The sequence below is a fragment of the Enterobacter cloacae complex sp. ECC445 genome, from assembly GCF_021892025.1.
In the GTDB taxonomy this organism is placed as follows: domain Bacteria; phylum Pseudomonadota; class Gammaproteobacteria; order Enterobacterales; family Enterobacteriaceae; genus Enterobacter; species Enterobacter chengduensis.
Window position 1 is genome coordinate 361,630 of the sequence record NZ_JAKLRZ010000003.1, and the last position, 24,148, is coordinate 385,777.

At 54.3% G+C, this 24,148-nt stretch carries 26 protein-coding genes; 16 read left to right on the forward strand and 10 right to left on the reverse strand.

Annotated elements, in window-relative coordinates; genetic code table 11:
• The first annotated feature begins 30 nt into the window (after positions 1 to 30).
• Entirely contained in the window at positions 31 to 375 is a 345-nt protein-coding gene (locus L6R44_RS05270; RefSeq protein WP_237423488.1) for a DUF488 domain-containing protein, read from the forward strand.
• On the opposite strand, the gene L6R44_RS05275 is transcribed toward L6R44_RS05270, so the two are convergent.
• Positions 376 to 681, reverse strand: coding sequence for a periplasmic protein (locus tag L6R44_RS05275; RefSeq protein WP_032639762.1), 306 nt, complete (start codon positions 679 to 681; stop codon positions 376 to 378).
• Between the two features lie 80 nt (positions 682 to 761).
• Complete coding sequence (locus tag L6R44_RS05280; RefSeq protein WP_032639760.1) at positions 762 to 1,016, reverse strand: putative hemolysin; 255 nt, start codon at positions 1,014 to 1,016, stop codon at positions 762 to 764.
• Between the two features lie 308 nt (positions 1,017 to 1,324).
• Between L6R44_RS05280 and L6R44_RS05285 the strand changes: the two genes are divergently transcribed.
• Positions 1,325 to 2,353, forward strand: coding sequence for a sensor domain-containing diguanylate cyclase (locus L6R44_RS05285; protein WP_237423558.1), 1,029 nt, complete (start codon positions 1,325 to 1,327; stop codon positions 2,351 to 2,353).
• A 45-nt stretch (positions 2,354 to 2,398) separates the two neighbouring features.
• Positions 2,399 to 2,497, forward strand: a complete 99-nt coding sequence (locus tag L6R44_RS05290) for a YoaK family small membrane protein (RefSeq protein WP_014883431.1) — start codon at positions 2,399 to 2,401, stop codon at positions 2,495 to 2,497.
• A gap of 130 nt (positions 2,498 to 2,627) precedes the next feature.
• Here L6R44_RS05290 and L6R44_RS05295 read toward each other — a convergent pair whose 3' ends face one another.
• From L6R44_RS05295 to L6R44_RS05305, 3 genes are all read right to left on the reverse strand, one after another.
• On the reverse strand, positions 2,628 to 2,876 hold the full coding sequence (locus L6R44_RS05295; RefSeq protein ID WP_008500746.1) for a GlsB/YeaQ/YmgE family stress response membrane protein: 249 nt from the start codon (positions 2,874 to 2,876) through the stop codon (positions 2,628 to 2,630).
• Between the two features lie 284 nt (positions 2,877 to 3,160).
• Positions 3,161 to 4,633: a sensor domain-containing diguanylate cyclase gene (locus L6R44_RS05300; RefSeq protein ID WP_442876499.1), complete on the reverse strand. Its 1,473-nt coding sequence runs from the start codon at positions 4,631 to 4,633 to the stop codon at positions 3,161 to 3,163.
• Between the two features lie 125 nt (positions 4,634 to 4,758).
• Positions 4,759 to 6,279 carry an EAL domain-containing protein gene (locus tag L6R44_RS05305; protein ID WP_237423490.1) on the reverse strand — a complete coding sequence of 507 codons (1,521 nt, stop codon included), beginning with the start codon at positions 6,277 to 6,279 and terminating at the stop codon, positions 4,759 to 4,761.
• A gap of 235 nt (positions 6,280 to 6,514) precedes the next feature.
• Here L6R44_RS05305 and L6R44_RS05310 point away from each other — a divergent pair, with 235 nt between their 5' ends.
• Positions 6,515 to 8,014, forward strand: coding sequence for an EAL domain-containing protein (locus L6R44_RS05310; protein ID WP_237423491.1), 1,500 nt, complete (start codon positions 6,515 to 6,517; stop codon positions 8,012 to 8,014).
• Between the two features lie 287 nt (positions 8,015 to 8,301).
• Here L6R44_RS05310 and L6R44_RS05315 read toward each other — a convergent pair whose 3' ends face one another.
• The 3 genes from L6R44_RS05315 to icd form a co-directional block, all read right to left on the reverse strand.
• Positions 8,302 to 8,547, reverse strand: a complete 246-nt coding sequence (locus L6R44_RS05315) for a DUF2543 family protein (RefSeq protein WP_237423492.1) — start codon at positions 8,545 to 8,547, stop codon at positions 8,302 to 8,304.
• Positions 8,548 to 8,620: 73 nt separating this feature from the next.
• The gene (locus tag L6R44_RS05320; RefSeq protein ID WP_237423493.1) at positions 8,621 to 8,968 is read right to left on the reverse strand and encodes a DUF1304 domain-containing protein; all 348 of its coding nucleotides are present in this window, start codon (positions 8,966 to 8,968) and stop codon (positions 8,621 to 8,623) included.
• Positions 8,969 to 9,045: 77 nt separating this feature from the next.
• Entirely contained in the window at positions 9,046 to 10,296 is a 1,251-nt protein-coding gene (gene icd, locus L6R44_RS05325) for an NADP-dependent isocitrate dehydrogenase (protein WP_237423494.1), read from the reverse strand.
• A gap of 117 nt (positions 10,297 to 10,413) precedes the next feature.
• Here icd and rluE point away from each other — a divergent pair, with 117 nt between their 5' ends.
• The 8 genes from rluE to L6R44_RS05365 all read left to right on the forward strand — a co-directional run bounded on the left by rluE (position 10,414) and on the right by L6R44_RS05365 (position 18,220).
• A complete protein-coding gene (rluE, locus tag L6R44_RS05330) occupies positions 10,414 to 11,067 on the forward strand; it encodes a 23S rRNA pseudouridine(2457) synthase RluE (RefSeq protein ID WP_237423495.1) in 654 nt (217 codons plus the stop codon).
• Between the two features lie 9 nt (positions 11,068 to 11,076).
• Entirely contained in the window at positions 11,077 to 11,550 is a 474-nt protein-coding gene (locus L6R44_RS05335) for an NUDIX hydrolase (RefSeq protein WP_045326999.1), read from the forward strand.
• A gap of 41 nt (positions 11,551 to 11,591) precedes the next feature.
• A complete protein-coding gene (gene mnmA, locus L6R44_RS05340) occupies positions 11,592 to 12,701 on the forward strand; it encodes a tRNA 2-thiouridine(34) synthase MnmA (RefSeq protein ID WP_237423496.1) in 1,110 nt (369 codons plus the stop codon).
• 27 nt (positions 12,702 to 12,728) lie between these two features.
• Entirely contained in the window at positions 12,729 to 13,358 is a 630-nt protein-coding gene (gene hflD / locus L6R44_RS05345; protein ID WP_008500756.1) for a high frequency lysogenization protein HflD, read from the forward strand.
• Positions 13,359 to 13,377: 19 nt separating this feature from the next.
• A complete protein-coding gene (gene purB / locus L6R44_RS05350) occupies positions 13,378 to 14,748 on the forward strand; it encodes an adenylosuccinate lyase (RefSeq protein WP_008500757.1) in 1,371 nt (456 codons plus the stop codon).
• 123 nt (positions 14,749 to 14,871) lie between these two features.
• Positions 14,872 to 15,543 (forward strand): two-component system response regulator PhoP, encoded by a 672-nt coding sequence (gene phoP / locus L6R44_RS05355; protein ID WP_024908594.1) that lies wholly within the window; start codon positions 14,872 to 14,874, stop codon positions 15,541 to 15,543.
• Complete coding sequence (phoQ, locus tag L6R44_RS05360) at positions 15,544 to 17,007, forward strand: two-component system sensor histidine kinase PhoQ (RefSeq protein WP_237423497.1); 1,464 nt, start codon at positions 15,544 to 15,546, stop codon at positions 17,005 to 17,007.
• A 91-nt stretch (positions 17,008 to 17,098) separates the two neighbouring features.
• Positions 17,099 to 18,220: a ribosomal protein uL16 3-hydroxylase gene (locus L6R44_RS05365; protein ID WP_032639735.1), complete on the forward strand. Its 1,122-nt coding sequence runs from the start codon at positions 17,099 to 17,101 to the stop codon at positions 18,218 to 18,220.
• Between the two features lie 85 nt (positions 18,221 to 18,305).
• On the opposite strand, the gene L6R44_RS05370 is transcribed toward L6R44_RS05365, so the two are convergent.
• Both L6R44_RS05370 and pepT read right to left on the reverse strand, forming a co-directional pair.
• Positions 18,306 to 18,797 carry an REP-associated tyrosine transposase gene (locus tag L6R44_RS05370; protein WP_237423498.1) on the reverse strand — a complete coding sequence of 164 codons (492 nt, stop codon included), beginning with the start codon at positions 18,795 to 18,797 and terminating at the stop codon, positions 18,306 to 18,308.
• Positions 18,798 to 18,848: 51 nt separating this feature from the next.
• Positions 18,849 to 20,072 (reverse strand): peptidase T, encoded by a 1,224-nt coding sequence (gene pepT / locus L6R44_RS05375; protein ID WP_237423499.1) that lies wholly within the window; start codon positions 20,070 to 20,072, stop codon positions 18,849 to 18,851.
• A 237-nt stretch (positions 20,073 to 20,309) separates the two neighbouring features.
• Between pepT and potA the strand changes: the two genes are divergently transcribed.
• The 4 genes from potA to potD are packed head-to-tail and all read left to right on the forward strand — an operon-like array spanning position 20,310 to position 24,118.
• Positions 20,310 to 21,458: a spermidine/putrescine ABC transporter ATP-binding protein PotA gene (gene potA / locus L6R44_RS05380; protein WP_237423559.1), complete on the forward strand. Its 1,149-nt coding sequence runs from the start codon at positions 20,310 to 20,312 to the stop codon at positions 21,456 to 21,458.
• Positions 21,442 to 22,299, forward strand: coding sequence for a spermidine/putrescine ABC transporter permease PotB (gene potB / locus L6R44_RS05385; protein ID WP_237423500.1), 858 nt, complete (start codon positions 21,442 to 21,444; stop codon positions 22,297 to 22,299). The genes potA and potB overlap by 17 nt, the downstream gene beginning before the upstream one ends.
• A complete protein-coding gene (potC, locus tag L6R44_RS05390) occupies positions 22,296 to 23,087 on the forward strand; it encodes a spermidine/putrescine ABC transporter permease PotC (RefSeq protein WP_237423501.1) in 792 nt (263 codons plus the stop codon). Before potB ends, potC begins: the two co-directional genes overlap by 4 nt.
• Positions 23,084 to 24,118, forward strand: a complete 1,035-nt coding sequence (gene potD / locus L6R44_RS05395; protein ID WP_237423502.1) for a spermidine/putrescine ABC transporter substrate-binding protein PotD — start codon at positions 23,084 to 23,086, stop codon at positions 24,116 to 24,118. Before potC ends, potD begins: the two co-directional genes overlap by 4 nt.
• Positions 24,119 to 24,148 lie beyond the last annotated feature (30 nt).

The window sequence follows — 24,148 nt, forward strand, 5'->3', positions numbered from 1 at the left end:
CACAATACCTTAAATTGGGAGGGCGGAATCATGATTCAGTGCAAGCGGGTATACGAACAGGCAGACCCGGACGACGGCTATCGGGTACTGGTGGACAGGCTGTGGCCGCGCGGGGTTAAGAAAACGGACCTCGCCTATGATGAGTGGTGTAAAACGCTCACTCCCTCGAATGAATTACGCAAGGCCTTTCATAGCGAGACCCTTGATTTCGCCGCCTTCAGTCAGGCCTATCGGGAAGAGCTGGCGCAGCATGCTGATGAGGGAAGGCGACTGGCGACGCTGGCGAACGGGCAGACCGTCACCCTGCTCTTTGCTGCCAAAAACACGGAGCAAAATCACGCCCGGGTCCTGGCCGACTGGCTGCGCCGCCTGTAATCAGCCGATGGTCAGCTCATCCTGGATTTGCGGCGCGTCATCCGGGGTGAGCGGCATCAGATGTTCGGCGCGGACAAACGCAAAGCCGTGCTGGTTGTCAAAAGCGTAAACATCACCCGTCACCAGCCAGAGCGCGCGGTCGGCGGTGGCCGGTAATTGCGTCATCACGCCGTTGACCGGGTTAACGAAACGCTGGCCAGGCTGGCACAGGCCAAACAGCTCAACAGATTTACCAATATTGCGACGACCAGACGCCGTGCGGGCACCCACGATCATTGCCATGCTGCCCGGTTTTAGCTGAAACATACTTCTCTCGCGGTAACGAACGCCAGAAACTGGCTAAGATTAATCCTAAAGAGAAGTGTATCGCAGGCGCTATAGGTCTGTCACCTGGTGGGTTGCGGATGATCGCGACGATAGAGCGTCCATTCATCGATCGTTTCGCCGCCCGGTAATTTGCACTCCGTGCGTACGCCCTGCGGGCTTTGAACCGGGACCTGTTCCCCGCCTTTCTCCAGACAGTACACGGAAGCCGGGTTCGCCATACCTATAGCGTGCGGCGGTTTCGGCGCATCGGGTGGCGTGGTTTTCGCGGTGCAGGCCGCCAGGGGAAGCGCAAGCGCCAGAAGCAGAAATCTCATCTTATTGATCCTTTTGACATCGTTACAGTCTAAGGGTAACGGGTCATCGCCGCGTTCTCCATGATTTCTCCATTTTAACTGCACTTTTCAGCACTATAGTGTGGCGTGTTCTCGATATGACCAGAGAACATCATTCCGTAATCAAGATGTCTTTGCCCCGGTCTCAACAACGGGGCTTTTTTCTCTGCTGCTGCCCCCTCCCGGCATATATTAAATTTCCTGTATTCATGTTTTACTATGCCTGAAGCCTAAAAACTCAGCATAACATGCAGATGCAGACGTCTTCTGCCTGGGAGTCATTCTACGTCATGTCGGATATTATCCTCGCTCGCGTTTCAGAAACCCTTGCCACCGAGCAATCCCTTGAAAGCCTCGTTCGCCAGCTGCTGGAGATGCTGGAGATTGTCACCGACATGGAGTCGACCTACCTGACGAAGGTGGATATCGAAGCGCGGCTGCAGCATATCCTCTACGCCCGCAACAGCAAGCAGATGACAATACCCGAGGGGCTGAGCGTTCCATGGGATGAGACGCTGTGCAAGCGCGCGCTTGATAGCGATACGCTTTTCAGCAACGACGTTCCCGAGCGCTGGCCTGACTGCGAAGCGGCGAAAGCGCTCGGCATTACCAGCTACATGAGTATTCCTGTCCATCTCGCGGATGGTTCACTCTACGGAACGCTCTGCGCCACCAGCACGTCCAAAAAGCCGCTTAGCGAGCGCGGTGAACAGGTGCTGAAGCTCTTCGCCGGGCTGATTGCCCAGTCCATTCAGAAAGAGTCGCTGGTGACCCAGCTTCGCGAAGCCAATGCGGCCCTCATCGCGCACTCCTACACGGATGCGCTGACCGGTTTACCCAACCGTCGCGCCATCTTTGAGGATCTGACTACCCTCTTTTCACTGGCACGGCACCTTAAGCGAAATGCCCTCATTGCGTTCATCGATCTGGATGACTTCAAGCTGATTAACGATCGTTACGGCCACGAGGCTGGCGACCAGTTCCTGATTGAAGTGGGCAAGCGTTTGACCGAAGAGAAACAGCAGGACGATATTATTGGCCGGCTGGGCGGTGATGAGTTTCTCGTCGCGTCGCTGAGCCAGCCCCACGAGGACGGGGATAACGCGCGGATTACGCTGCTCAAAACGCGCCTCAGCGCCTGCATTGCTGGCGAATACTGGCTGGGCAGCGTTCATATTATTTATCCGGGAGCCAGTCTCGGCGTTATTGAAGTGGACCCCGCCGCAACCGATCCAGACAGCGCGTTACGCGCCGCGGACGTCGCGATGTATCAGGATAAGAAAGGAAAAAGCAAAACACGCTTTCTCACTATGGATTAACCCCGTACACTCTACGGCGTTATTGGAACCGAAACAGGTGATGGTATGAGAATAGGGATCCTCTTCCCGGTCGTGATATTTATCACGGCGGTGGTTTTTTTAGCATGGTTTTTTGTCGGCGGTTACGCGGCTCCGGGGGCATAAATGCGGAAAACAACCGTCATTATGCTGCTCGTTGCCATCGCGGCATTTGCCGGCACGCAGCTTGGCTGGTGGTAAACGCCAGGAGGTAAAAAGGCCGCCATTCGGCAGCCTTTTTCAACGCCTGTAAGCCTTAGCTTTTGATTTTTCTGTAGATAAACAGAACAACCAGCGCACCGATCACCGCCACGGCGAAACTGCCGAAGTTAAAGCCATCGACCTTGCCAAAACCGAACAGCGTACTGATCCAGCCACCAACTACCGCGCCGACAATACCCAGTATTACGGTGACGATAAACCCACCGCCATCTTTGCCCGGCATGATCCACTTCGCCAGAATACCCGCAATAAGCCCAAAGATAATCCAGGATAAAATTCCCATAACTTTCCTCTCTGTATGGTTTTTGTCATTAAATCAACGACACAAAAAAGAATAGCACAGGATTTCAGAAAGGAAATTTGTGATAGGCATCACAATGAGAGAGTGCGCAATTCTTCATCACTAAAAAATAACGTGGCACATAAACTGTGGGGTTGCATCTTTTGTTGAGAAAGATTATCTTTCTCAACACCGAATAGTTGAGTTAAACACTCGGGTATTCAGTACGACATTGCTCACATTGCTTCCAGTATTTCTTGCCCACCGTAGAGTGGGCTTTTTTTTGCTCAGACCCCAACAAACGCGTAGCGGTTACGCCCTGCCCGTTTTGCCTGATAGAGCGCCTGGTCCGCGGCAATAATGATATTCTGCTGGCTGCCCGCGATGTCGACGGCGCGCGCGGTTGAAATTCCGACGCTTACCGTCACCCGTCCGAAGGGGCTGAAAGCATGGGCGATCTCGAGCGAGAACACACTGCGAATAATCGTCTGCGCCAGGCGAATTGCCTCCTGAATATTCGTTTCCGGCAATATCAGCGCAAATTCCTCTCCGCCATATCGCGCCACAATCTGGTTATCATGGGTCAGGCTCTCCCTGAGGCTATTTCCCAGCAGCGCCAGGCAACGGTCCCCTTCCGGATGACCATAGTTATCGTTATATTTTTTGAAGTAGTCCACGTCCACGATCAGTATCGAAATCGGTGCTTCATGTGCGGCACAACGCGCGATTTCCGAGAGGATTTTTTCATCAAAAATGCGGCGGTTGTACAGCCCCGTCAAGGCATCTTCTGAGGCAATAATCTTTAGCGCCTTGTTGTCCCTTGCTTTTCGGGACAGGTCGGAATACAGGAAGTATGACGCCACGATGAGTATCGCCGTGAACACGAAAATGAGTACCGCCAGCTGAATCGCCTGCTTGCGCCAGGGTTCAAGGGCTTCATCAATGCTGACGGCCACGGTGGTAACCAGCCCGTAGCGGCTGTTTTTCTCATAGGCATAAATGCGTTCGATTTTATCAAACCGCGAAACGGAACGGGCTATCCCGGTATTTTGTACCTTGAGGTATTTCCTGAAGAGAGGTGAATCAGAAACAATCGTGCCGATATAGGTATTCTTAAAGGGATAACGGACCAGCAGAACGCCTGACTGCGTCGTTAAGCCGATGACGCCCGAGTGACCGATATTAATTTGCCCGTAGAGCGCCAGAAAATTTTCGATACCCAGCGTCACGACCACGACGCCGTTAAATGCCCCGGCGGGGGTTTCAAGGCGTCGGCTGATGGTGATAACCCATTTACCGTTGGTGCGGCTGACCACCGGCTCCCCAATAAAAATCTGCTGACTTTTATTTTCCTTGTGATAGATAAAAAACTCTCTGTCCGAACCTTTGCGTGGCCCGGTAAAACTTTCGTGCAGTGCGGTAAAGATATCTCCCCTGGCATCGTAAACAACCACATTATTAATCTGGGTAAGAAAATTATCCTGATTATTAAGCATCTGCTGAATATGGGTCGCCTGCTGCGGGGTCATACCATAAATTTCGATTATGTCGGAAACGGTAGTAATTACCATTTCACTCTGGCGCATGATCCCCTCGGTGTAGACATCGAGGGTATGGCTCAGGTTAGCGACGCCGGTATTTATTTGCTGGATTGACTGCTGTCTGGACGTGGCAATTTGGACGGCAATCGACAGCGAGATGATCAATGAGACAATAATGACGGTAATGGTTGTTGTGTAAAAAGTATTTTTCACATGCACGAGCTATTCCACCTTATCACGCCTGACATCCCTGGCTGACAACTCTTGTCACTGTAACAAAGCTCAGGATAAGAGGAAAATGAATTGCACTTAAGCATACTACAGAAGCTCGTCTTAAATTCGTTTTATAAACTTACGGTCTCCCTAGGCTTAGATAAAATGACTTTAATAAAATCGATATAGGAGACAGGCTTACCAAAATAATAACCCTGCAACAGCGTAATTTCATTACGGTTGAGATACTCCAGCTGCGCTTTTGTTTCTACGCCCTCAGCCACAATGCGTAATGAGAGTTTTTTCGCCAGATCAATGACGCAGTCCAGCAGGATCGTCGAGTCCTTTTCATCCGAAACCCGGTTCACAAAGCTTTTATCTATTTTAATATAATCAATGGCGAGCGCATTAAGGCATGACAGCCCTGAATAGCCTGTACCAAAATCATCCAGGGCGATGACAAAACCGGCGTTATGCAGCCTGTTAAGATTTTCAACCAGATGAGGATTATCGATCAGCGGTTCACGCTCGGTCACCTCAAGAACCAGCTTGACTTCTTTACCCTGAAATCCCTTGCCGAAAACGCGACAGTCACCGATAAAAGAAGGCGCATTGATGTGCCTGGCGCTGATGTTCACCCCGATATGAAACCCGTCCGGTAGCTTAGGCAAAAGCGGCTTAAGCTGCGTAACAACTTTCGCCATCAGCCCTTTGGTCAGCGGAATAATCAACCCGCTACGTTCAGCAATCGGAATAAAGACGTCCGGCGGAATAAAGCCTGACCTTGGATGCTTCCACCTTGCCAGCACTTCGACGCCGTACAACCCGCCTGTGTCCCCGTTCACGATCGGCTGGTAATAAGGCTCGATCTCTCCCTGCGTAATGGCCTTGCGCAAATCGTCTTCAAATGAGGTGCTTTTGCCCGCGTAACGGCGGATCAAAATGCCTACCGCCACCGATAGCGCAAGAATAAGCAGTATCAGGCTCCAACCCTGCTGCAGCAGCCGCGTCAGGCTAAAAAAGGCCGGTGATTGCCATACCAGACTAAAGGGGAATTGCGTTGATGAGGTAAGTGAGCCCGCCCGGGAGGCCGCTTTCCAGCTGGTCACGTCACCGTTGCGCGTAAGCACTTTTTCGCCAACCACCAGCCCCAGGTCAACGCTGTTTGATGCGTTCGCGATGACGTCCTGCAAATGCGCGTCACTGACGCTGACGATAACGCGCCCTCCCGCAATGGGCATCTGGAAGACAAGCACCGGAATGCCGTTCACCTGTCGATTACCCGTTAACAGCATTAATTTTTCCTCAGGTAACGTCTCCGGATGAATAATCAACACGCCGTTCCCGGGAAGTGAAGTACAGATGATTTTACCCTGCTGCTGGATCATGATGGCGCGCAGATGCGGTTTTAGCGCGGCTTCTGTCCCCAGCGCCAGCTGTCCACTGGGGGTACATCCTTGAGCCGCAACGCGCCTCGCCGTATTGGCCGCGCTGGCCGCTTCAGTAAGAATGTTTTCAATTTTTCGGATGCTCACCGTAGCGGCGTGGATATTACTCGCTTTCGCCATCTGCCATAGCTGCCAGTTAATAATCAGCATGCCGCCCAGAAAAAGAAACAGGGCGCTGAGAAGGGGGATCGTCACGTTGCGCACGATGTTTTCCTTAATAGAAAAAACAAGCATGGAAGATCTGGAAAAAGCGGCTTTGGCTCTCCCGGCATTGCTGCAGTAATGTAAAAAGTTTAGTTAAGATTTATCTCAAAAAACTGATACTTTCGCATGAGTTCACCCACCTGAATGTGATTACCTGCTGTGACTATCAGGCTTGTACCCTGCCCTGGCTGTGTTAAGATTTGTGAAATCAGGGAGCTGACAGGATAACTGGAAAATGAAAAAGCTCATTGCCGTTGCGATCGTTTCCACGCTTCTGGTCATCCTGTCTCTGTATGCGGTCAATGCGGTTATCATCGGCCAGCAGAAAACCAAACAGCTCGAAATATCCCGTACCCTATTACGTTATTCAGAAGACCTGTCCGAAAGCGTGGCGCTGGGCCTCAAAAGCATTACGACGCAGGGATGTGATAAAGCCAGTCTTGATAGCTACAGACAAATAAAGCTCAACAGCCTCTATTTCGGCGATATCGGCTTTATCGAAAAGGGAAAAATAGTTTGTACCGCTTTTTGGGGTAAGCTCGCGACGCCCGTAGCGCTTCCTGAAGAACTGCATAAAACGCCGAGAGGCTTTCTTCTGGCGCAGTTTTCGAAGAAAGACTTTTTCACGGGCAATGCGGCCATTTATAATAATATTATTATCTTCACCTCGCGCTATGCCTACGATAAATTCACGCCGGTTACCGCAAGCTATTCTCTGAGTGCCACCACAAAGGACTTTGGCCGGACCTTTTTTGCCGCCGCCCCTGAGCTTCAGCCGCAAAGCTGGCTGCATTCGACGCTGTTCACCCTGACTATTACACAGTGCAGCGCCTTGTGGGATTTATGCGTGATTGTTAAACATCACGATGCTGGACTGGCCTCCTTACCCCCGTTTATCTTTACGTTTCTTGCCGTCATTCTTTATTTAATCTGGCTCGCGATAACGCTATTTATCTTCCGTATTTATGAAGACCGTTTTTCACTGGAACGCACGCTGATCAAAGCCGTGTTAACCAATACCCTTAGCGTTAATTACCAGCCCATTATTCGCATTCGCGATCAAAAAATCGTGGGCGTTGAAGTTCTGTCGCGATGGCGGGACCAGAAGCACGGAGACGTCTCGCCGGAGCTGTTTATCCCATTAATTAAGAAAATTGGTCTGTATAAAAAATACTACAGCAATATTATCGGGAAATCGCTTTCAGAAATTGCCCCGCTGGCAATAAAGCATCAGCTGATCGTTTCGCTCAACGTTGGGCGCAAGGAAATCGAAGACGGTCAGTTTATTCACCTTTTGCGTCGCGAGTGTTTAGCCAACCAGCTCCCCCTCTCCCTGATGAAGGTGGAGCTTTCCGAGAAAGCCGTTTCCGCGGCGGATATCCTTGAGGGATTCTGTCAGGAGCTGACGTCGCTCGGCGTTAAAATATCAATTGATGATTTTGGCGTGCAAAATTCAAACCTCGCCCGCCTGTCGCTGCTTGAATATGATGAGATAAAAATTGATAAGTCGCTGGTGGATGGCATTAGCGAGCACTATAAGCAAAACATCTTTGTTATCTTTAGCGATGCCCTCGCGAAGCTAAACAAAACGCTTGTTTTCGAGGGCGTGGAAAATGAAATTCAATATCGCTTTATTGCTGACAGATATCCCGATGCCCTGATCCAGGGATGGTATTTCTCAAAAGCCCTTACCCGAAGCGAGCTGGCGAAGCGGCTCACCGGTGTCGCACGATAACCAGAAGCCCGGCGCGATCTTTTTTAAATTTGGCGTTTCCATTTTTTACGCAAAATCATATAGTCGTCACAATCAGACGGTAGATTACCGGGAAATACACGCTTACTTTGGTTAAAAATGTGAAATTATCCTTACTTTTCCCAATGGCTCTCTTTTTTCTGGCCGTCATTTACGTGCTGTTTATCGACCAGCCTGCTTCGCATATTCTGCGAAAAAAATGCATGTGGTCCGATAGCGTGATGCTGAGCTGTATCGCAAAGCATCAGCATAACGGTTTTTGAGGCAGGCTATTCATTTCCCCACTGATTGAGGAAATTCGCAACATCATCAATGCGACCCGCACGGATCCCGGCCTCTGCGGCCATCTCCTGCTGGGCTTCCTCGCTGATCTCCTCATTATTCGCTAAGCGGGTGAGCAGCAGCTGGAAATAGTGTGCCAGCGCGTCGCGCTCTGACTCCGCTACCTGCTCTGCGGCTTCCGTCGCGTATTCATCGGTAATGTCATAGTATTTCAGTGGGATATCGTTGTGCATAGCAGTCTCGTCTCTAGCCAGGAAGGTAACGTCACGAGTATATCGGACGCGTTACCTCAACCAAAGCGTTGCTTCAGATAAGTAACGCAAGCAGCGCTGCGAGCGCGGGTAAAGCCTGCACATACAAAATTTTCCGGCTGGCGGTGGCTGCGCCAAAGAGCCCGGCGATCAGCACGCAGGCCAGGAAGAAGATAGCCACCTGAATGCCCTTTTCGCCGAGCCAGAGGCTCCAGAGCAGGCCCGCCGCCAGAAAGCCGTTATACAGCCCCTGATTCGCCGCCAGCACGCGGGTGTCGTGCGCAAAGTCGGGACGCAGATTAAAGGCCTTGTGTCCCGTTTTGGTATTCCAGAGGAACATTTCCAGCACGAGAATGTAGAGATGGATGAGTGCAACGACAGCGATAAGGACGGTGGCTAGCATCGTGTTGTCTCCCGCAGGCAGAGGCAAAAAAAACGGGAACCCTCAGGCCCCCGCTCTTGTTTAACCCAGAGTCTGGATTACATGTTCGCGATAATCGCGTCGCCAAACTCTGAGCATTTCAGCAGCTTAGCGCCTTCCATCAGACGTTCGAAATCGTAAGTTACGGTTTTCGCGTTGATCGCGCCTTCCATACCTTTAACGATCAGGTCTGCGGCTTCGAACCATTCCATATGGCGCAGCATCATCTCTGCGGACAGGATGATAGAGCCTGGGTTTACTTTGTCCTGACCTGCGTATTTTGGTGCAGTACCGTGAGTTGCTTCGAACAGGGCGCACTCGTCGCCGATGTTCGCGCCAGGGGCGATACCGATACCGCCAACCTGTGCCGCCAGGGCGTCAGAGATGTAGTCCCCGTTCAGGTTCATACAGGCAATCACATCGTATTCGGCAGGACGCAGCAGGATCTGCTGCAGGAACGCATCGGCGATCACGTCTTTAATGACGATCTCTTTGCCGGTGTTCGGGTTCTTAATTTTCTGCCATGGACCGCCATCAATCAGCTTGCCGCCGAACTCTTCGGTCGCCAACTGGTAGCCCCAGTCTTTGAACGCGCCTTCGGTGAACTTCATGATGTTGCCTTTGTGCACCAGGGTCACTGAGTCGCGGTCGTTGGTGATCGCATATTCGATCGCCGCACGCACCAGACGCTTGGTCCCTTCTTCGGAGCACGGCTTGATGCCGATACCGCAATGCTCAGGGAAGCGAATTTTCTTCACGCCCATCTCTTCGCGCAGGAATTTAATCACTTTTTCTGCGTCTGCAGAGTCCGCTTTCCATTCGATACCCGCGTAGATGTCTTCTGAGTTTTCGCGGAAGATAACCATGTCGGTCAGTTCAGGGTGCTTAACCGGGCTTGGGGTGCCCTGATAGTAACGAACCGGACGCAGACACACGTACAGGTCCAGCTCCTGGCGCAGCGCCACGTTCAGGGAACGGATACCGCCGCCGACTGGGGTGGTCAGTGGGCCTTTAATAGCAACGCGGTAGTCGCGGATCAGGTCCAGCGTTTCGGCTGGCAGCCAGACGTCCTGGCCATAAACTTGAGTCGATTTCTCACCGGTGTAAATTTCCATCCAGGAAATTTTACGCTCGCCTTTGTAGGCTTTCTCAACAGCGGCATCAACCACTTTCAGCATTGCCGGGGTAACGTCTACACCGATACCGTCACCTTCGATGAACGGGATAATCGGATTGTGAGGAACGTTAATCTTGCCGTTTTGCAGGGTGATCTTTTTACCTTCCGCCGGAACAACTACTTTGCTTTCCATTAACCTCTCCTTCGAGCGCTTCTGGTTGTTACTGATCTTATGTTAATAAATTGTAATGAGCCCTTCGATAGTACCTGATTGTCCTGCGCCATGAAAGGTCTTCGTTATTAGGCTATAATGCGGCAATTGATAACGCCTGAAAATACCATGAAGAAAACTTCTTTTACAAAACACCGGGTTGAGCGATTCAGCTCCCGACAAGCCGCCAGACGACCGCAGGAAACCCAGCCGAAGCGGGTTATTTTATTCAATAAACCCTATGATGTTTTGCCGCAGTTTACCGATGAAGCCGGGCGCAGCACGCTGAAGGACTACATCCCTGTTCAGGGGGTTTACGCGGCCGGGCGTCTGGACCGCGACAGCGAGGGCCTGCTGGTCCTGACCAACGACGGCGCCCTACAGGCGAAGCTCACGCAGCCGGGGAAACGCACCGGCAAAATTTACTTCGTCCAGGTCGAAGGCGAGCCGGATGAAGAAGCGCTGGAAAAATTGCGCAGCGGCGTGACGCTGAACGACGGTCCCACCCTGCCCGCAGGTATTGAACGCGTGAATGAACCGGCGTGGCTGTGGCCGCGCAATCCACCGATTCGCGAACGTAAATCCATTCCGACCACCTGGCTCAAAATTACCCTTTATGAAGGCCGCAACCGTCAGGTCCGGCGCATGACCGCCCACGTCGGTTTCCCTACCCTGCGTCTGATTCGCTACGCTATGGGTAGCTACACCCTGGAAACGCTGGCAAACGGTGAATGGCGAGACGTTACCCCTTAAGGAGTCACTATGTTTAAACCTCATGTCACGGTTGCCTGCGTGGTCCACGCCCGGGGTAAATTCCTTGTTGTTGAAGAGAGCATTAACGGCAAAGCGCTGTGGAACCAGCCTGCCGGACACCTTGAAGCCAACGAGACGCTCCTGCAGGCCGCGAAACGCGAGCTGTGGGAGGAGACCGGCATTCACGCAGAGCCCCAGCACTTCATCCGCATGCACCAGTGGATCGCCCCCGATAGCACTCCGTTCCTGCGCTTCTTATTCGCCGTCGAGCTTAGCGAAACGTGCGCCACAGAGCCGCAGGATGACGATATCGACCGCTGCCTGTGGGTCACTGCCGACGAGATCCTGAACGCGCCAAACCTGCGCTCGCCGCTGGTTGCGGAAAGCATTCGCTGCTGGCAGTCCGCCGACCGCTTGCCGCTGGATGTCATCGGCGCATTTAACTGGCCGTTTACAGAGGGTGCCAATGGTGGGGGGGCGTGATAGAATACGCCGCCTTGAAGTTCAATGTCGTGAGTATTCCAATGTCAGATAGCCCAAAAAAAGTGATCGTCGGCATGTCCGGCGGTGTCGATTCCTCCGTTTCCGCCTACCTGTTGCAGCAACAGGGCTATAAGGTGGAGGGCCTGTTCATGAAGAACTGGGAGGAAGACGATGGTGAGGAATACTGCACTGCCGCAGCGGATCTCGCTGACGCGCAGGCCGTCTGCGACAAGCTCGGCATTGAACTGCACACCGTTAACTTTGCCGCAGAATACTGGGACAACGTGTTTGAACTCTTCCTTGAAGAGTACAAAGCGGGCCGCACCCCGAACCCGGATATCCTGTGCAACAAAGAGATCAAATTTAAGGCCTTCCTGGAATTCGCCGCGGAAGACCTGGGCGCTGACTACATCGCGACCGGCCACTACGTGCGTCGCGCAGACGTGAACGGCAAAAGCCAGCTGCTGCGCGGTCTGGACGGCAACAAAGATCAGAGCTACTTCCTCTACACGCTGAGCCACGAGCAAATCGCCCAGAGCCTGTTCCCGGTCGGCGAACTGGAAAAGCCGCAGGTGCGTAAAATCGCCGAAGAGCTGGGCCTGATCACCGCGAAGAAAAAAGACTCTACCGGCATCTGCTTCATCGGCGAGCGCAAATTCCGCGATTTCCTCGGCCGCTACCTGCCCGCACAGCCGGGTAAAATCGTCACCGTCGACGGTGACGAGATTGGCCAGCATCAGGGGCTGATGTACCACACCTTAGGCCAGCGTAAAGGCCTGGGCATCGGCGGCACCAAAGAAGGTAGCGAAGATCCGTGGTACGTGGTCGACAAAGACGTCGAAAACAATATTCTGGTTGTTGCTCAGGGTCACGATCATCCGCGTCTGATGTCCGTTGGCCTTATCGCGCAGCAGCTGCACTGGGTCGATCGCGAGCCGCTGAAGGGCACGCTGCGCTGCACGGTGAAAACACGCTACCGTCAGACCGATATTCCTTGCACCATTACCGCGCTCGATGACGATCGCATTGACGTGCGCTTCGACGAGCCGGTTGCCGCCGTCACGCCGGGCCAGTCTGCTGTCTTCTACAGCGGCGAAATCTGCCTGGGCGGCGGGATCATTGAACAGCGCCTGCCGCTGCCTGCTGTTTAATACGATTGCTCACATAAAGGAGACCGTGTGGCGAAGAACTACTATGACATCACCCTGGCGCTGGCGGGAATTTGCCAGTCTGCCCGTCTGGTGCAACAGCTTGCGCATCAGGGTCATTGCGACGCTGACGCCCTGCACGTTTCACTGAACAGCGTTATCGATCTCAACCCTGGTTCGACCCTGGGCGTGTTCGGCGGCAGTGAAACCAATCTTCGTCTCGGTCTTGAAACCCTGCTTGGCGTGCTTAACGCCAGCAGCCGTCAGGGATTAAACGCAGAGCTGACCCGCTACACGTTGAGCCTGATGGTGCTGGAGCGCAAGCTGAGCGCCGCAAAAGGCGCGCTCAATACCCTGGGCGATCGCATTGCCGGGCTACAGCGCCAGCTTGACCATTTTGACCTGCAGTCCGACACGCTGCTCAGCGCCATGGCCGGTATTTACGTTGACGTCATCAGCCCGCTCGGCCCGCGCATTCAGGTCACCGGCTCCCCTGCCGTGCTGCAAAGTCCACAGGTGCAGGCAAAAGTGCGTGCGTCCCTGCTGGCAGGGATCCGCGCCGCCGTGCTGTGGCACCAGGTTGGCGGTGGCCGCCTGCAGTTAATGTTTTCTCGTAATCGCCTGACCACTCAGGCAAAACAAATTCTTGCTCATTGTTAACCTCCCGGAGTTGCGAATTATGGAATTATCCTCACTGACCGCCGTATCCCCTGTCGATGGACGCTACGGCGATAAAGTCAGCGCGCTGCGCGGGATCTTCAGCGAATATGGTTTGCTGAAGTTCCGTGTTCAGGTTGAAGTACGCTGGCTGCAAAAGCTGGCCGCCCAGGCAGCAATCAAGGAAGTTCCTGCTTTTGACGAAAAGGCAAACGATTACCTTGATAAAATCGTTGCCGAATTTAGCGAACAAGACGCCGCGCGCATTAAGACCATTGAACGCACCACCAACCACGACGTGAAGGCGGTTGAGTATTTCCTGAAAGAAAAAGTGGAAAGCGTCCCTGCCCTGCACGCCGTGTCTGAGTTCATTCACTTCGCCTGTACCTCTGAAGATATCAACAACCTGTCTCATGCGCTGATGCTCTCTACCGCGCGCAAAGAGGTGGTGCTGCCTTACTGGCGTAAAATCATCGACGCGGTGAAAGCGCTGTCCGTGGAATACCGCGACATTCCGCTGCTTTCCCGTACTCATGGCCAGCCAGCCACCCCTTCCACCATGGGGAAAGAGATGGCGAACGTCGCGTACCGCATGGAGCGCCAGTACCGTCAGCTGGAGCAGGTTGAAATTCTCGGCAAAATCAACGGCGCGGTCGGTAACTATAACGCCCACATCGCCGCCTATCCGGAAGTGGACTGGCACCAGTTCAGCGAAGAGTTCGTGACCTCGCTGGGCATTCAGTGGAACCCGTACACCACCCAGATCGAACCGCACGACTATATCGCCGAGCTGTTTGACTGCATCGCGCGCTTCAACACCATCCTGATCGACTTCGATCGTGACGTGTGGGGCTACATCGCCCTGAACCACTTCAAGCAGAAAACCATCGCCGGTGAAATCGGCTCTTCCACCATGCCGCACAAGGTGAACCCCATCGACTTCGAAAACTCCGAAGGCAACCTGGGCCTGGCCAACGCCGTGCTGCAGCATATGGCGAGCAAACTGCCGGTATCCCGCTGGCAGCGCGACCTGACCGACTCCACCGTGCTGCGCAACCTGGGCGTGGGCATTGGCTACGCGCTGATTGCGTACCAGTCCACCCTGAAAGGCGTGAGCAAGCTGGAAGTGAACCGCGACCGTCTGCTGGACGAGCTGGATCACAACTGGGAAGTGCTGGCGGAGCCGATCCAGACCGTGATGCGCCGTTACGGCATCGAAAAACCGTACGAAAAGCTGAAAGAACTGACCCGCGGCAAGCGCGTTGACGCCGAAGGCATGAAGCAGTTTATCGACGGTCTGGCGCTGCCGGAAGAAGAGAAAACCCGCCTGAAGGCGATGACCCCGGCGAACTACATTGGCCGCGCCATCACTATGGTCGACGAGCTGAAATAACGCCCCTCTCCCCCTTTTCGCCCGAAAAGGGGGATGCTTTTTCCCGGTTTACTCAATGTTTATCCCCACAACAACATAATCAGCGTTAAACTATTCATACCAATTATTTAGGGAGAAGAGATGATGCGCGTACTGGTTGTTGAGGATAACGCATTGCTACGCCATCACCTGAAGGTTCAGCTTCAGGAGATGGGACATCAGGTGGACGATGCTGAAGATGCAAAAGAAGCCGATTATTATCTCAATGAACACCTGCCGGATATCGCCATTGTCGATTTAGGGTTGCCTGACGAAGACGGTCTGTCGTTAATTCGCCGCTGGCGCAGCCACGATGTCTCCCTGCCGGTACTGGTGCTGACCGCCCGTGAAGGCTGGCAGGATAAGGTTGAGGTGCTCAGCGCGGGTGCAGATGATTACGTCACCAAGCCGTTTCATATTGAAGAGGTGGCGGCACGCATGCAGGCGCTATTACGCCGCAACAGCGGGCTGGCGTCACAGGTTATTTCCATCCCGCCTTTCCAGGTCGACCTCTCCCGCCGGGAATTATCCATCAATGATGAAGTGATCAAGCTCACCGCCTTCGAATACACCATCATGGAGACGCTGATCCGTAACAATGGCAAAGTGGTGAGTAAAGATTCCTTAATGCTCCAGCTTTATCCCGATGCGGAGCTGCGCGAGAGCCATACCATTGACGTGCTGATGGGCCGCTTGCGCAAGAAAATTCAGGCGCAGTATCCGCAGGATGTGATTACCACCGTCCGTGGCCAGGGCTACCTGTTCGAATTACGCTAAATGAGACGGATCCTGCGCCATATTCTGCCCCTTTCGCTGCGGGTACGTTTTCTGCTGGCAACGGCCGCCGTGGTGCTGGTGCTGTCGCTTTCCTACGGCATGGTCGCCCTGGTGGGCTACAGCGTCAGCTTTGATAAAACCACCTTCCGGCTGCTGCGTGGCGAAAGCAATCTGTTTTATACCCTGGCGAAGTGGGAAAACAACCGCATCACCGTCGAAATGCCGGAAAACCTCAACCAGCAAAGCCCCACGCTGGCCCTGATCTATGACGAGAAGGGTAAGTTACTGTGGGCGCAGCGTGACATCCCGTGGCTGGTTAAAAGTATTCGTCCTGAATGGCTTAAAACCAACGGTTTTCATGAAATTGAAGCCGACCTCAACACCACCAGCTCGCTGATACGTGAAGATCGCTCCCTGCAGCAAAAGCTGAACGAGATCCGCGCGGATGATGCCGAAACGGAGATGACGCACTCCGTTGCAATTAACCTCTACCCGGCGACGCTGAACATGCCTCAGCTAACCATCGTGGTGATCGACACCATTCCGGTCGAGCTCAAGCGTTCTTATATGGTCTGGAGCTGGTTCATCTACGTTCTGGCTGCGAATCTCCTGCTGGTGATCCCACTGCTGTGGGTGGCGGCATGGTGGAGCTTGCGCCCCATTGAATCACTGGCGAAAGAGGTGCGTGAGCTGGAAGAACATCATCGCGAGAAGCTGAATCCGGAAACGACCCGCGAGCTCACCAGCCTGGTGCGTAACCTCAATCGCCTGCTGAAAAGCGAACGCGAACGCTATGATAAGTACCGTACCACCCTTACCGACCTGACCCACAGCCTGAAAACCCCGCTGGCCGTCATGCAAAGCACCCTGCGTTCAATGCGCAGTTCAAAGCTGAGCGTCGATGATGCCGAGCCGGTGATGCTGGAACAGATCAGCCGCATTTCGCAGCAAATTGGCTATTACCTGCACCGCGCCAGCATGCGTTCCGGCAGCGCCCTGCTGAGCCGCGAGCTGCACCCGGTCGCCCCGCTTCTGGATAACCTCACATCCGCCCTCAACAAGGTGTATCAGCGTAAAGGGGTGAACATTAGCCTCGATATCTCGCCCGAGATAAGCTTTGTCGGGGAAAAAAATGACTTCATGGAAGTGATGGGCAACATGCTGGACAACGCCTGCAAATACTGTCTGGAGTTCGTGGAAGTGTCCGCGCGTCAGACGGAAAATGAACTGCACATCATCGTTGAGGATGATGGTCCGGGGATCCCGCGCAACAAGCGTGACGTGGTGTTCGATCGCGGTCAGCGCGCCGATACGCTACGCCCAGGCCAGGGCGTAGGTTTAGCCGTTGCCCGCGAGATTGTTGACCAGTACGACGGAAAAATCGAAACCAGCGAAAGCTTGCTGGGCGGCGCCCGGATGGAGGTCATTTTCGGTCGCCAGCAGCCCACATCGAACGATAGTTAACCCGTTATGTGAAAAATGCGAGGATCTCGCAGCCGGGGGCCTGAGCTTCCGTTATAATCCGAGTCAGTAAGAACCTGCGGAATAAATAAATATGGATTATCACTTAACGCTTAACTGGCCCGAGTTTATTGAACGTTACTGGCAAAAACGCCCGGTGGTTCTGAAACGCGGGTTCAGCAATTTTGTCGACCCCATCTCCCCTGACGAACTGGCCGGTCTGGCCATGGAAAACGAAGTCGACAGCCGCCTGGTCAGCCACCAGGACGGGAAATGGCAGGTTAGCCACGGTCCTTTCGAAAGCTACGATCACCTTGGTGAAAACAACTGGTCTCTGCTGGTGCAGGCGGTCAACCACTGGCACGAGCCAACGGCCGCCTTAATGCGCCCGTTCCGCGCCCTGCCCGACTGGCGCATGGACGATCTGATGATCTCCTTCTCCGTGCCGGGCGGTGGCGTGGGTCCGCACCTGGACCAGTACGACGTGTTTATTATTCAGGGAACGGGTCGCCGCCGCTGGCGCGTGGGCGAAAAAGTGCCCATGAAGCAGCACTGCCCGCATCCGGATCTGCTTCAGGTCGATCCGTTCGAAGGCATTATCGACGAAGAGCTGGAGCCGGGTGATATTCTCTACATTCCGCCGGGGTTCCCGCACGAGGGTTACTCCCTGGAAAACTCACTTAACTACTCCGTCGGGTTCCGTGCGCCAAGCGGCCGCGAGATGATCAGCGGATTTGCCGACTATGTTCTGCAACGCGAGCTGGGCAGCTATCGTTACAGCGATCCTGACGTGCCTGCCCGCGAGCATCCGGCCGATATTCTGCCAGCGGAGCTGGACAAGCTGCGCGGCATGATGCTGGATCTAATCAACGAACCGGAGCACTTCAAACAGTGGTTTGGCGAGTTTATCAGCCAGTCTCGTCATGAGCTGGACGTTGCGCCGCCGGAACCGCCTTATCAGGCTGACGAGATTTATGATGCCCTTCAGCAGGGCGACAAGCTGACGCGTCTGGGCGGGTTGCGCGTACTGCGCATCGGCGAGGAGGTGTTCGTTAACGGCGAGAAGCTTGACTCTCCGCACCGTCCGGCGCTGGAGGCCATTGCCAGCCATCTGGTGTTGACTGCCGACACCTTTGGCGATGCGCTGGAAGATCCGTCCTTCCTCGCAATGCTGGCCGCGCTGGTCAACAGCGGGTACTGGTTCTTTGAGGACTGAGTCTCTGTAATGCCCGGTGGCGCTCCGCTTACCGGGCCTACGATCCGAATGTAGGCCGGGTAAGGCGTAGCCGCCACCCGGCTTTTCACTTCCGCTCACCCGCCGCAAAATCCTCGATCTCGCCGGCCCAATCCACCGGATACAATCCCTCCTGCACGTCCCGATGAAACGTTGAAAACGGCCAGTCGATGACTTTACCCACATAGCCGTGCTTCAGCGGATTGATGTAAATGTAATCCACATGCCGCCGGTAGTCCTCTTCGTTACGGATAGTGTGTTCCCAGAATCGTGGTTGCCAGATATGGCGCATGTCGATGTTGCGGCTGAACGTCTTTTTGATATCCCGCCAGCGAGCAGAAAAATCACTGTCTCCTTCCGGTAGGGTCCAGATACAGTGCATGTGTTCAGGCAGAATAACCCACGCGTTGATGGTGAAGGGCTTCGCACGCTTAACCGTTGAGACGGCGGAACGCAGGCTATCGATATGACGGGTAAGCAAATCGCTCTGACGATTTTGCAGGTTGACGGTGAAGAACCAGGTTCCACCGGGGACGTAATGGCGACGGTAGTTTGACATGGGCACTCCTTGCCTTTCTGCCCGGTGGCGCTACGCTTACCGGGCGTTTTTTTACCGCTTCGCGGTCAACTCCGCGATCCGCACAATCACCTTCACCGCTTTTTCCATCCCTTCCAGCGTCACAAACTCATGCTTGCCGTGGTAGTTATAGCCACCGGTAAACAGGTTCGGGCACGGCAATCCCATAAACGACAGCTGAGAACCGTCGGTACCGCCGCGAATCGGCTTCAGCTGCGGTTCAATATCACAGTCGCGCATCGCCTGCTGGGCGATATCGAGAATATGCGGATGCGCCATCACCTTCTCGCGCATATTGTAATAGCTGTCTTCAATGATCAGCTCAATATAGCAATCAGGGTGTAATCCTTTACCCACCTTCTTCGCGATCTCCATCATCTTACGCTTGCGCGCCTCGAAGGCCTTACGGTCGAAATCGCGGATGATGTAGTGCATCTGCGCGCTGTCCACGGTGCCCTTGATGCTGGTCAGGTGATAAAAACCTTCATATCCCTCGGTCTGTTCGGGGCTCTCTTCCGCCGGGACTTCCGCGTGAATGCGGGATGCCAGCGACAGCGCGTTCACCATCACGCCTTTCGCCGAGCCGGGGTGAACGTTGTTGCCGACAATTTTGATGGTCACCGACGCCGCGTTAAAGTTTTCATACTCCAGCTCACCGACGCCGCCACCGTCAACGGTGTAGGCCCACTGCGCGTTAAAGGCTTCCACGTCGAAATGCTTCGCCCCCTTGCCCACCTCTTCGTCCGGCGTAAAGGCCACGCGGATATCCCCGTGCGGGATATTTTTCTCTTTCAGCACCGCCAGCGCCGTCACGATCTCCGCGATGCCCGCCTTGTCATCCGCCCCCAGCAGCGTTTTCCCGTCTGTGGTGATCAGCGTCTGGCCGAGCAGCTGGTGCAGCACCGGGAACATCACCGGCGAAAGCACTTCGTCGCCAATGCCCAGCGCAATGTCGCCGCCGCGGTAGTTTTCCACAATCTGCGGGTTCACGTTTTTACCGCTAAAATCCGGAGAGGTGTCGACATGGGAGATAAAGCCAATCGCCGGAATGTCGCCCTGGACATTCGCCGGCAGCGTTGCCATCACAGTGCCTTTTTCGCTTAGCGTGACGTTGACCAGCCCCATGGCGTCAAGCTGCTCTTTAAGCAGGTTTAATAGCTTCCACTGGCCTTCGGTGCTCGGCACCTGGCGAACACCCGGCTTAGATTGGGTATCCAGCGAAACGTACTGTAAAAAACGCTCAAGTAATTTATCCATGCAGTCACCCTCACTTTTCGTGACAACATTATCAATAAGCATCAAAACGCAAATATTGCGTCAGGTCACTTTTATCCCGCAAACGAGAATATTTTCCGTTTATATCGTTATGCGTTAATAAATGTAGCTTATGAATCAGTGACAAGGATTGGCGATTCCGGGGGATTGCCGTAGAATGTCCGCCCTCATTACGAGTCACCAAGGTGGTTACACACAAACCCCGCTTCAGTCTGCTGCCTGAGGCGTCTATATGGGACAGCGCAAAAATTGAATACACAATCCCGTTCACGTTCGCCGCTGGTGCAACTGGAACGAATTCGTAAACGTTTTGATGGTAAAGACGTTATTTCTGACCTCACTCTCACCATCAATGACGGTGAGTTTCTGACGCTGCTTGGCCCCTCCGGCTGCGGCAAAACAACCGTACTGCGCCTTATCGCCGGGCTGGAAAGCGTCGATAATGGCCACATCCATCTTGAGAATCAGGACATTACCCAGGTTCCTGCCGAAGATCGCCACGTCAATACCGTCTTTCAGAGCTATGCCCTCTTCCCGCACATGACCGTGTTTGAAAACGTGGCGTTTGGCCTGCGGATGCAAAAAACCCCGGCAAGCGAGATCGAGCCGCGCGTTACCGAAGCCCTGCGCATGGTGCAGCTTGAGACGTTTGCCCAGCGAAAACCCCACCAGCTTTCCGGCGGCCAGCAGCAGCGCGTGGCTATCGCCCGCGCCGTGGTCAACAAGCCGCGTCTGCTCCTGCTGGATGAATCCCTCTCCGCGCTCGACTATAAGCTGCGCAAACAGATGCAGAACGAGCTCAAAGCCCTGCAGCGCAAGCTTGGCATTACCTTTGTCTTCGTCACCCACGATCAGGAAGAAGCCCTGACCATGTCCGACCGCATCGTGGTGATGCGCGACGGCAAAATCGAGCAGGACGGCACGCCGCGTGAAATCTACGAAGAGCCGAAAAACCTGTTTGTCGCCAGCTTCATTGGCGAGATCAATATCTTCGACGCCACGGTGATCGAACGTCTGGACGACCAGCGCGTGCGCGCCAGCGTCGAAGGACGCGAGTGCAATATCACCGTCAATTTCCCCGTCGAAAAGGGGCAAAAGCTCAACGTTCTGCTGCGTCCGGAAGACCTGCGGGTTGATGAAATCCACGGCAGTACCGAGGCCGAAGGGTTAATCGGCTATATCCGCGAGCGCAACTATAAAGGGATGACGCTGGAGTCTGTCGTCGAGCTGGAGAACGGCAAAACGGTGATGGTCAGCGAATTCTTTAACGAAGACGACCCTGACTTCGACCACTCTCTCGACCAGAAAATGGTTATCAACTGGGTAGAAAGCTGGGAGGTTGTGCTGGCTGATGAAGAACACAAGTAAGTTCCAGAATGTGGTGATTGCCACGATCGTCGGTTGGCTTGTGCTGTTCGTCTTTTTACCCAACCTGATAATTATCGCCACCAGCTTCCTGACCCGCGACGATGCAAACTTCGTTTCGCTGGTCTTTACGCTGGACAACTACGCGCGCCTGCTCGATCCGCTCTATTTCGACGTGCTGCTGCACTCGCTCAATATGGCGCTGATTGCTACCGTCGCCTGCCTGGTGCTCGGTTATCCTTTCGCCTGGTTCCTCGCTGGCCTGCAGCAAAAGGTGCGTCCCCTGCTGCTGTTTTTACTGATTGTTCCCTTCTGGACCAACTCGCTCATCCGTATTTATGGCCTGAAGATCTTCCTCAGCACCAAGGGCTATCTCAACGCGTTTCTGCTGTGGCTAGGGGTAATTGATACGCCGATCCGCATCATGTTCACCCCGAGCGCGGTGATTGTGGGTCTGGTCTATATCCTGCTGCCGTTTATGGTGATGCCGCTCTACTCCAGCATTGAGAAGCTGGATAAACCGCTGCTGGAAGCGGCAAAAGATCTGGGCGCCAGCAGGCTGCAGACGTTTATCCGCATCATTATTCCGCTGACGATGCCGGGCATTATCGCGGGCTGTCTGCTGGTGATGCTCCCGGCGATGGGACTGTTCTACGTTTCTGACCTGATGGGCGGGGCGAAAAACCTGCTGATCGGTAACGTGATCAAGAGTCAGTTCCTTAACATCCGGGACTGGCCGTTCGGGTCCGCGACCAGCATTACGCTGACGGTGGTCATGGGGCTGATGCTGCTGGTCTACTGGCGCGCCTCACGCTTGCTGAATAAAAAGGTGGAACTCGAATGATCGGTCGACTGCTTCGCGGCGGTTTTATGACCGCCATTTACGCCTATCTGTATATTCCGATTATCATTTTGATCGTGAACTCGTTTAACAGCTCGCGGTTCGGGATCAGCTGGCAGGGCTTTACCACCGACTGGTACAGCCTGCTGATGAACAACGACAGCCTGCTGCAGGCGGCGCAGCACTCGCTGACGATGGCGATCTTCTCCGCCACCTTCGCCACGCTGATTGGCTCGCTCACCGCCGTGGCGCTGTATCGTTACCGCTTTCGCGGCAAGCCGTTCGTTAGCGGCATGCTGTTTGTGGTGATGATGTCGCCGGACATCGTGATGGCAATTTCGCTGCTGGTGCTGTTTATGCTGCTGGGCGTTCAGTTGGGCTTCTGGTCGCTGCTGTTTTCCCATATCACCTTCTGCCTGCCGTTTGTGGTGGTCACCGTCTTCGCGCGCCTGAAAGGATTCGACGTGCGCATGCTGGAGGCGGCAAAAGATCTGGGCGCCAGCGAGATGACGATCCTGCGCAAAATCATCCTGCCGCTGGCGATGCCCGCCGTGGCGGCCGGATGGCTGCTGAGCTTCACCCTGTCGATGGACGACGTGGTCGTGTCCTCCTTCGTCACCGGACCGAGTTATGAAATTCTGCCGTTGAAGATCTATTCGATGGTGAAAGTCGGCGTTTCACCCGAGGTGAACGCGCTGGCGACCATTCTGCTGATGCTGTCGCTGATTCTGGTGATCGCCAGCCAGGTTATTGCTCGTGATAAAACAAAATCTCAGGGGACAATGAAATGAAAAAAATACTCGCCGCTGCGGCGCTGGTGCTCGGCATGGGTGCCGCGCACGCTGATGACGGTAAAACGCTCTACTTCTACAACTGGACCGAATACGTGCCGCCAGGTCTGCTTGAACAGTTCACCAGGGAGACGGGCATCAAGGTGATCTACTCGACCTACGAGTCGAATGAAACCATGTACGCCAAGCTGAAAACCTACAAGGACGGCGCGTACGATCTGGTCGTTCCCTCTACCTACTTTGTCGACAAAATGCGCAAAGAGGGCATGATCCAGAAGATCGATAAAACGAAGCTGAGCAATTTTTCAAACCTCGATCCGGAGATGCTCAACAAGCCGTTCGACCCGAATAACGACTACTCCATCCCGTATATCTGGGGTGCGACCGCGATTGGCGTCAATAGCGATGCCGTCGATCCGAAATCGGTGACAGGCTGGGCCGACCTGTGGAAACCCGAATATAAAAGTAGCCTGCTGTTGACCGACGACGCGCGTGAAGTGTTCCAGGTGGCGCTGCGCAAGCTGGGCTACTCGGGCAACACGACGGATCCTAAAGAGATCGAAGCGGCGTATAACGAGCTGAAGAAGCTGATGCCTAACGTGGCGGCCTTCAACTCGGACAACCCGGCAAACCCGTACATGGAAGGCGAAGTGAATCTGGGGATGGTGTGGAATGGCTCGGCGTACGTTGCCCGCCAGGCCGGTACGCCGCTTAAGGTGGTCTGGCCGAAGGAAGGCGGGATCTTCTGGATGGATAGCCTGTCGATTCCGGCCAACGCGAAAAACGTGGATGGCGCCCTGAAGCTGATCAACTTCCTGCTGCGCCCTGACGTGGCGAAACAGGTTGCCGAGACGATTGGCTACCCGACGCCAAACCTCGCCGCACGCAAGCTGCTGAAGCCTGAAGTGGCCAACGATAAAACGCTCTACCCGGATGCCGAAACCATCAGCAAAGGGGAATGGCAGAACGATGTCGGTGACGCCAGCCGCCTCTACGAAGAGTATTACCAGAAATTAAAAGCGGGCCGATAAACGGTATCGCGTTCTTCCCCACGCCGCCCG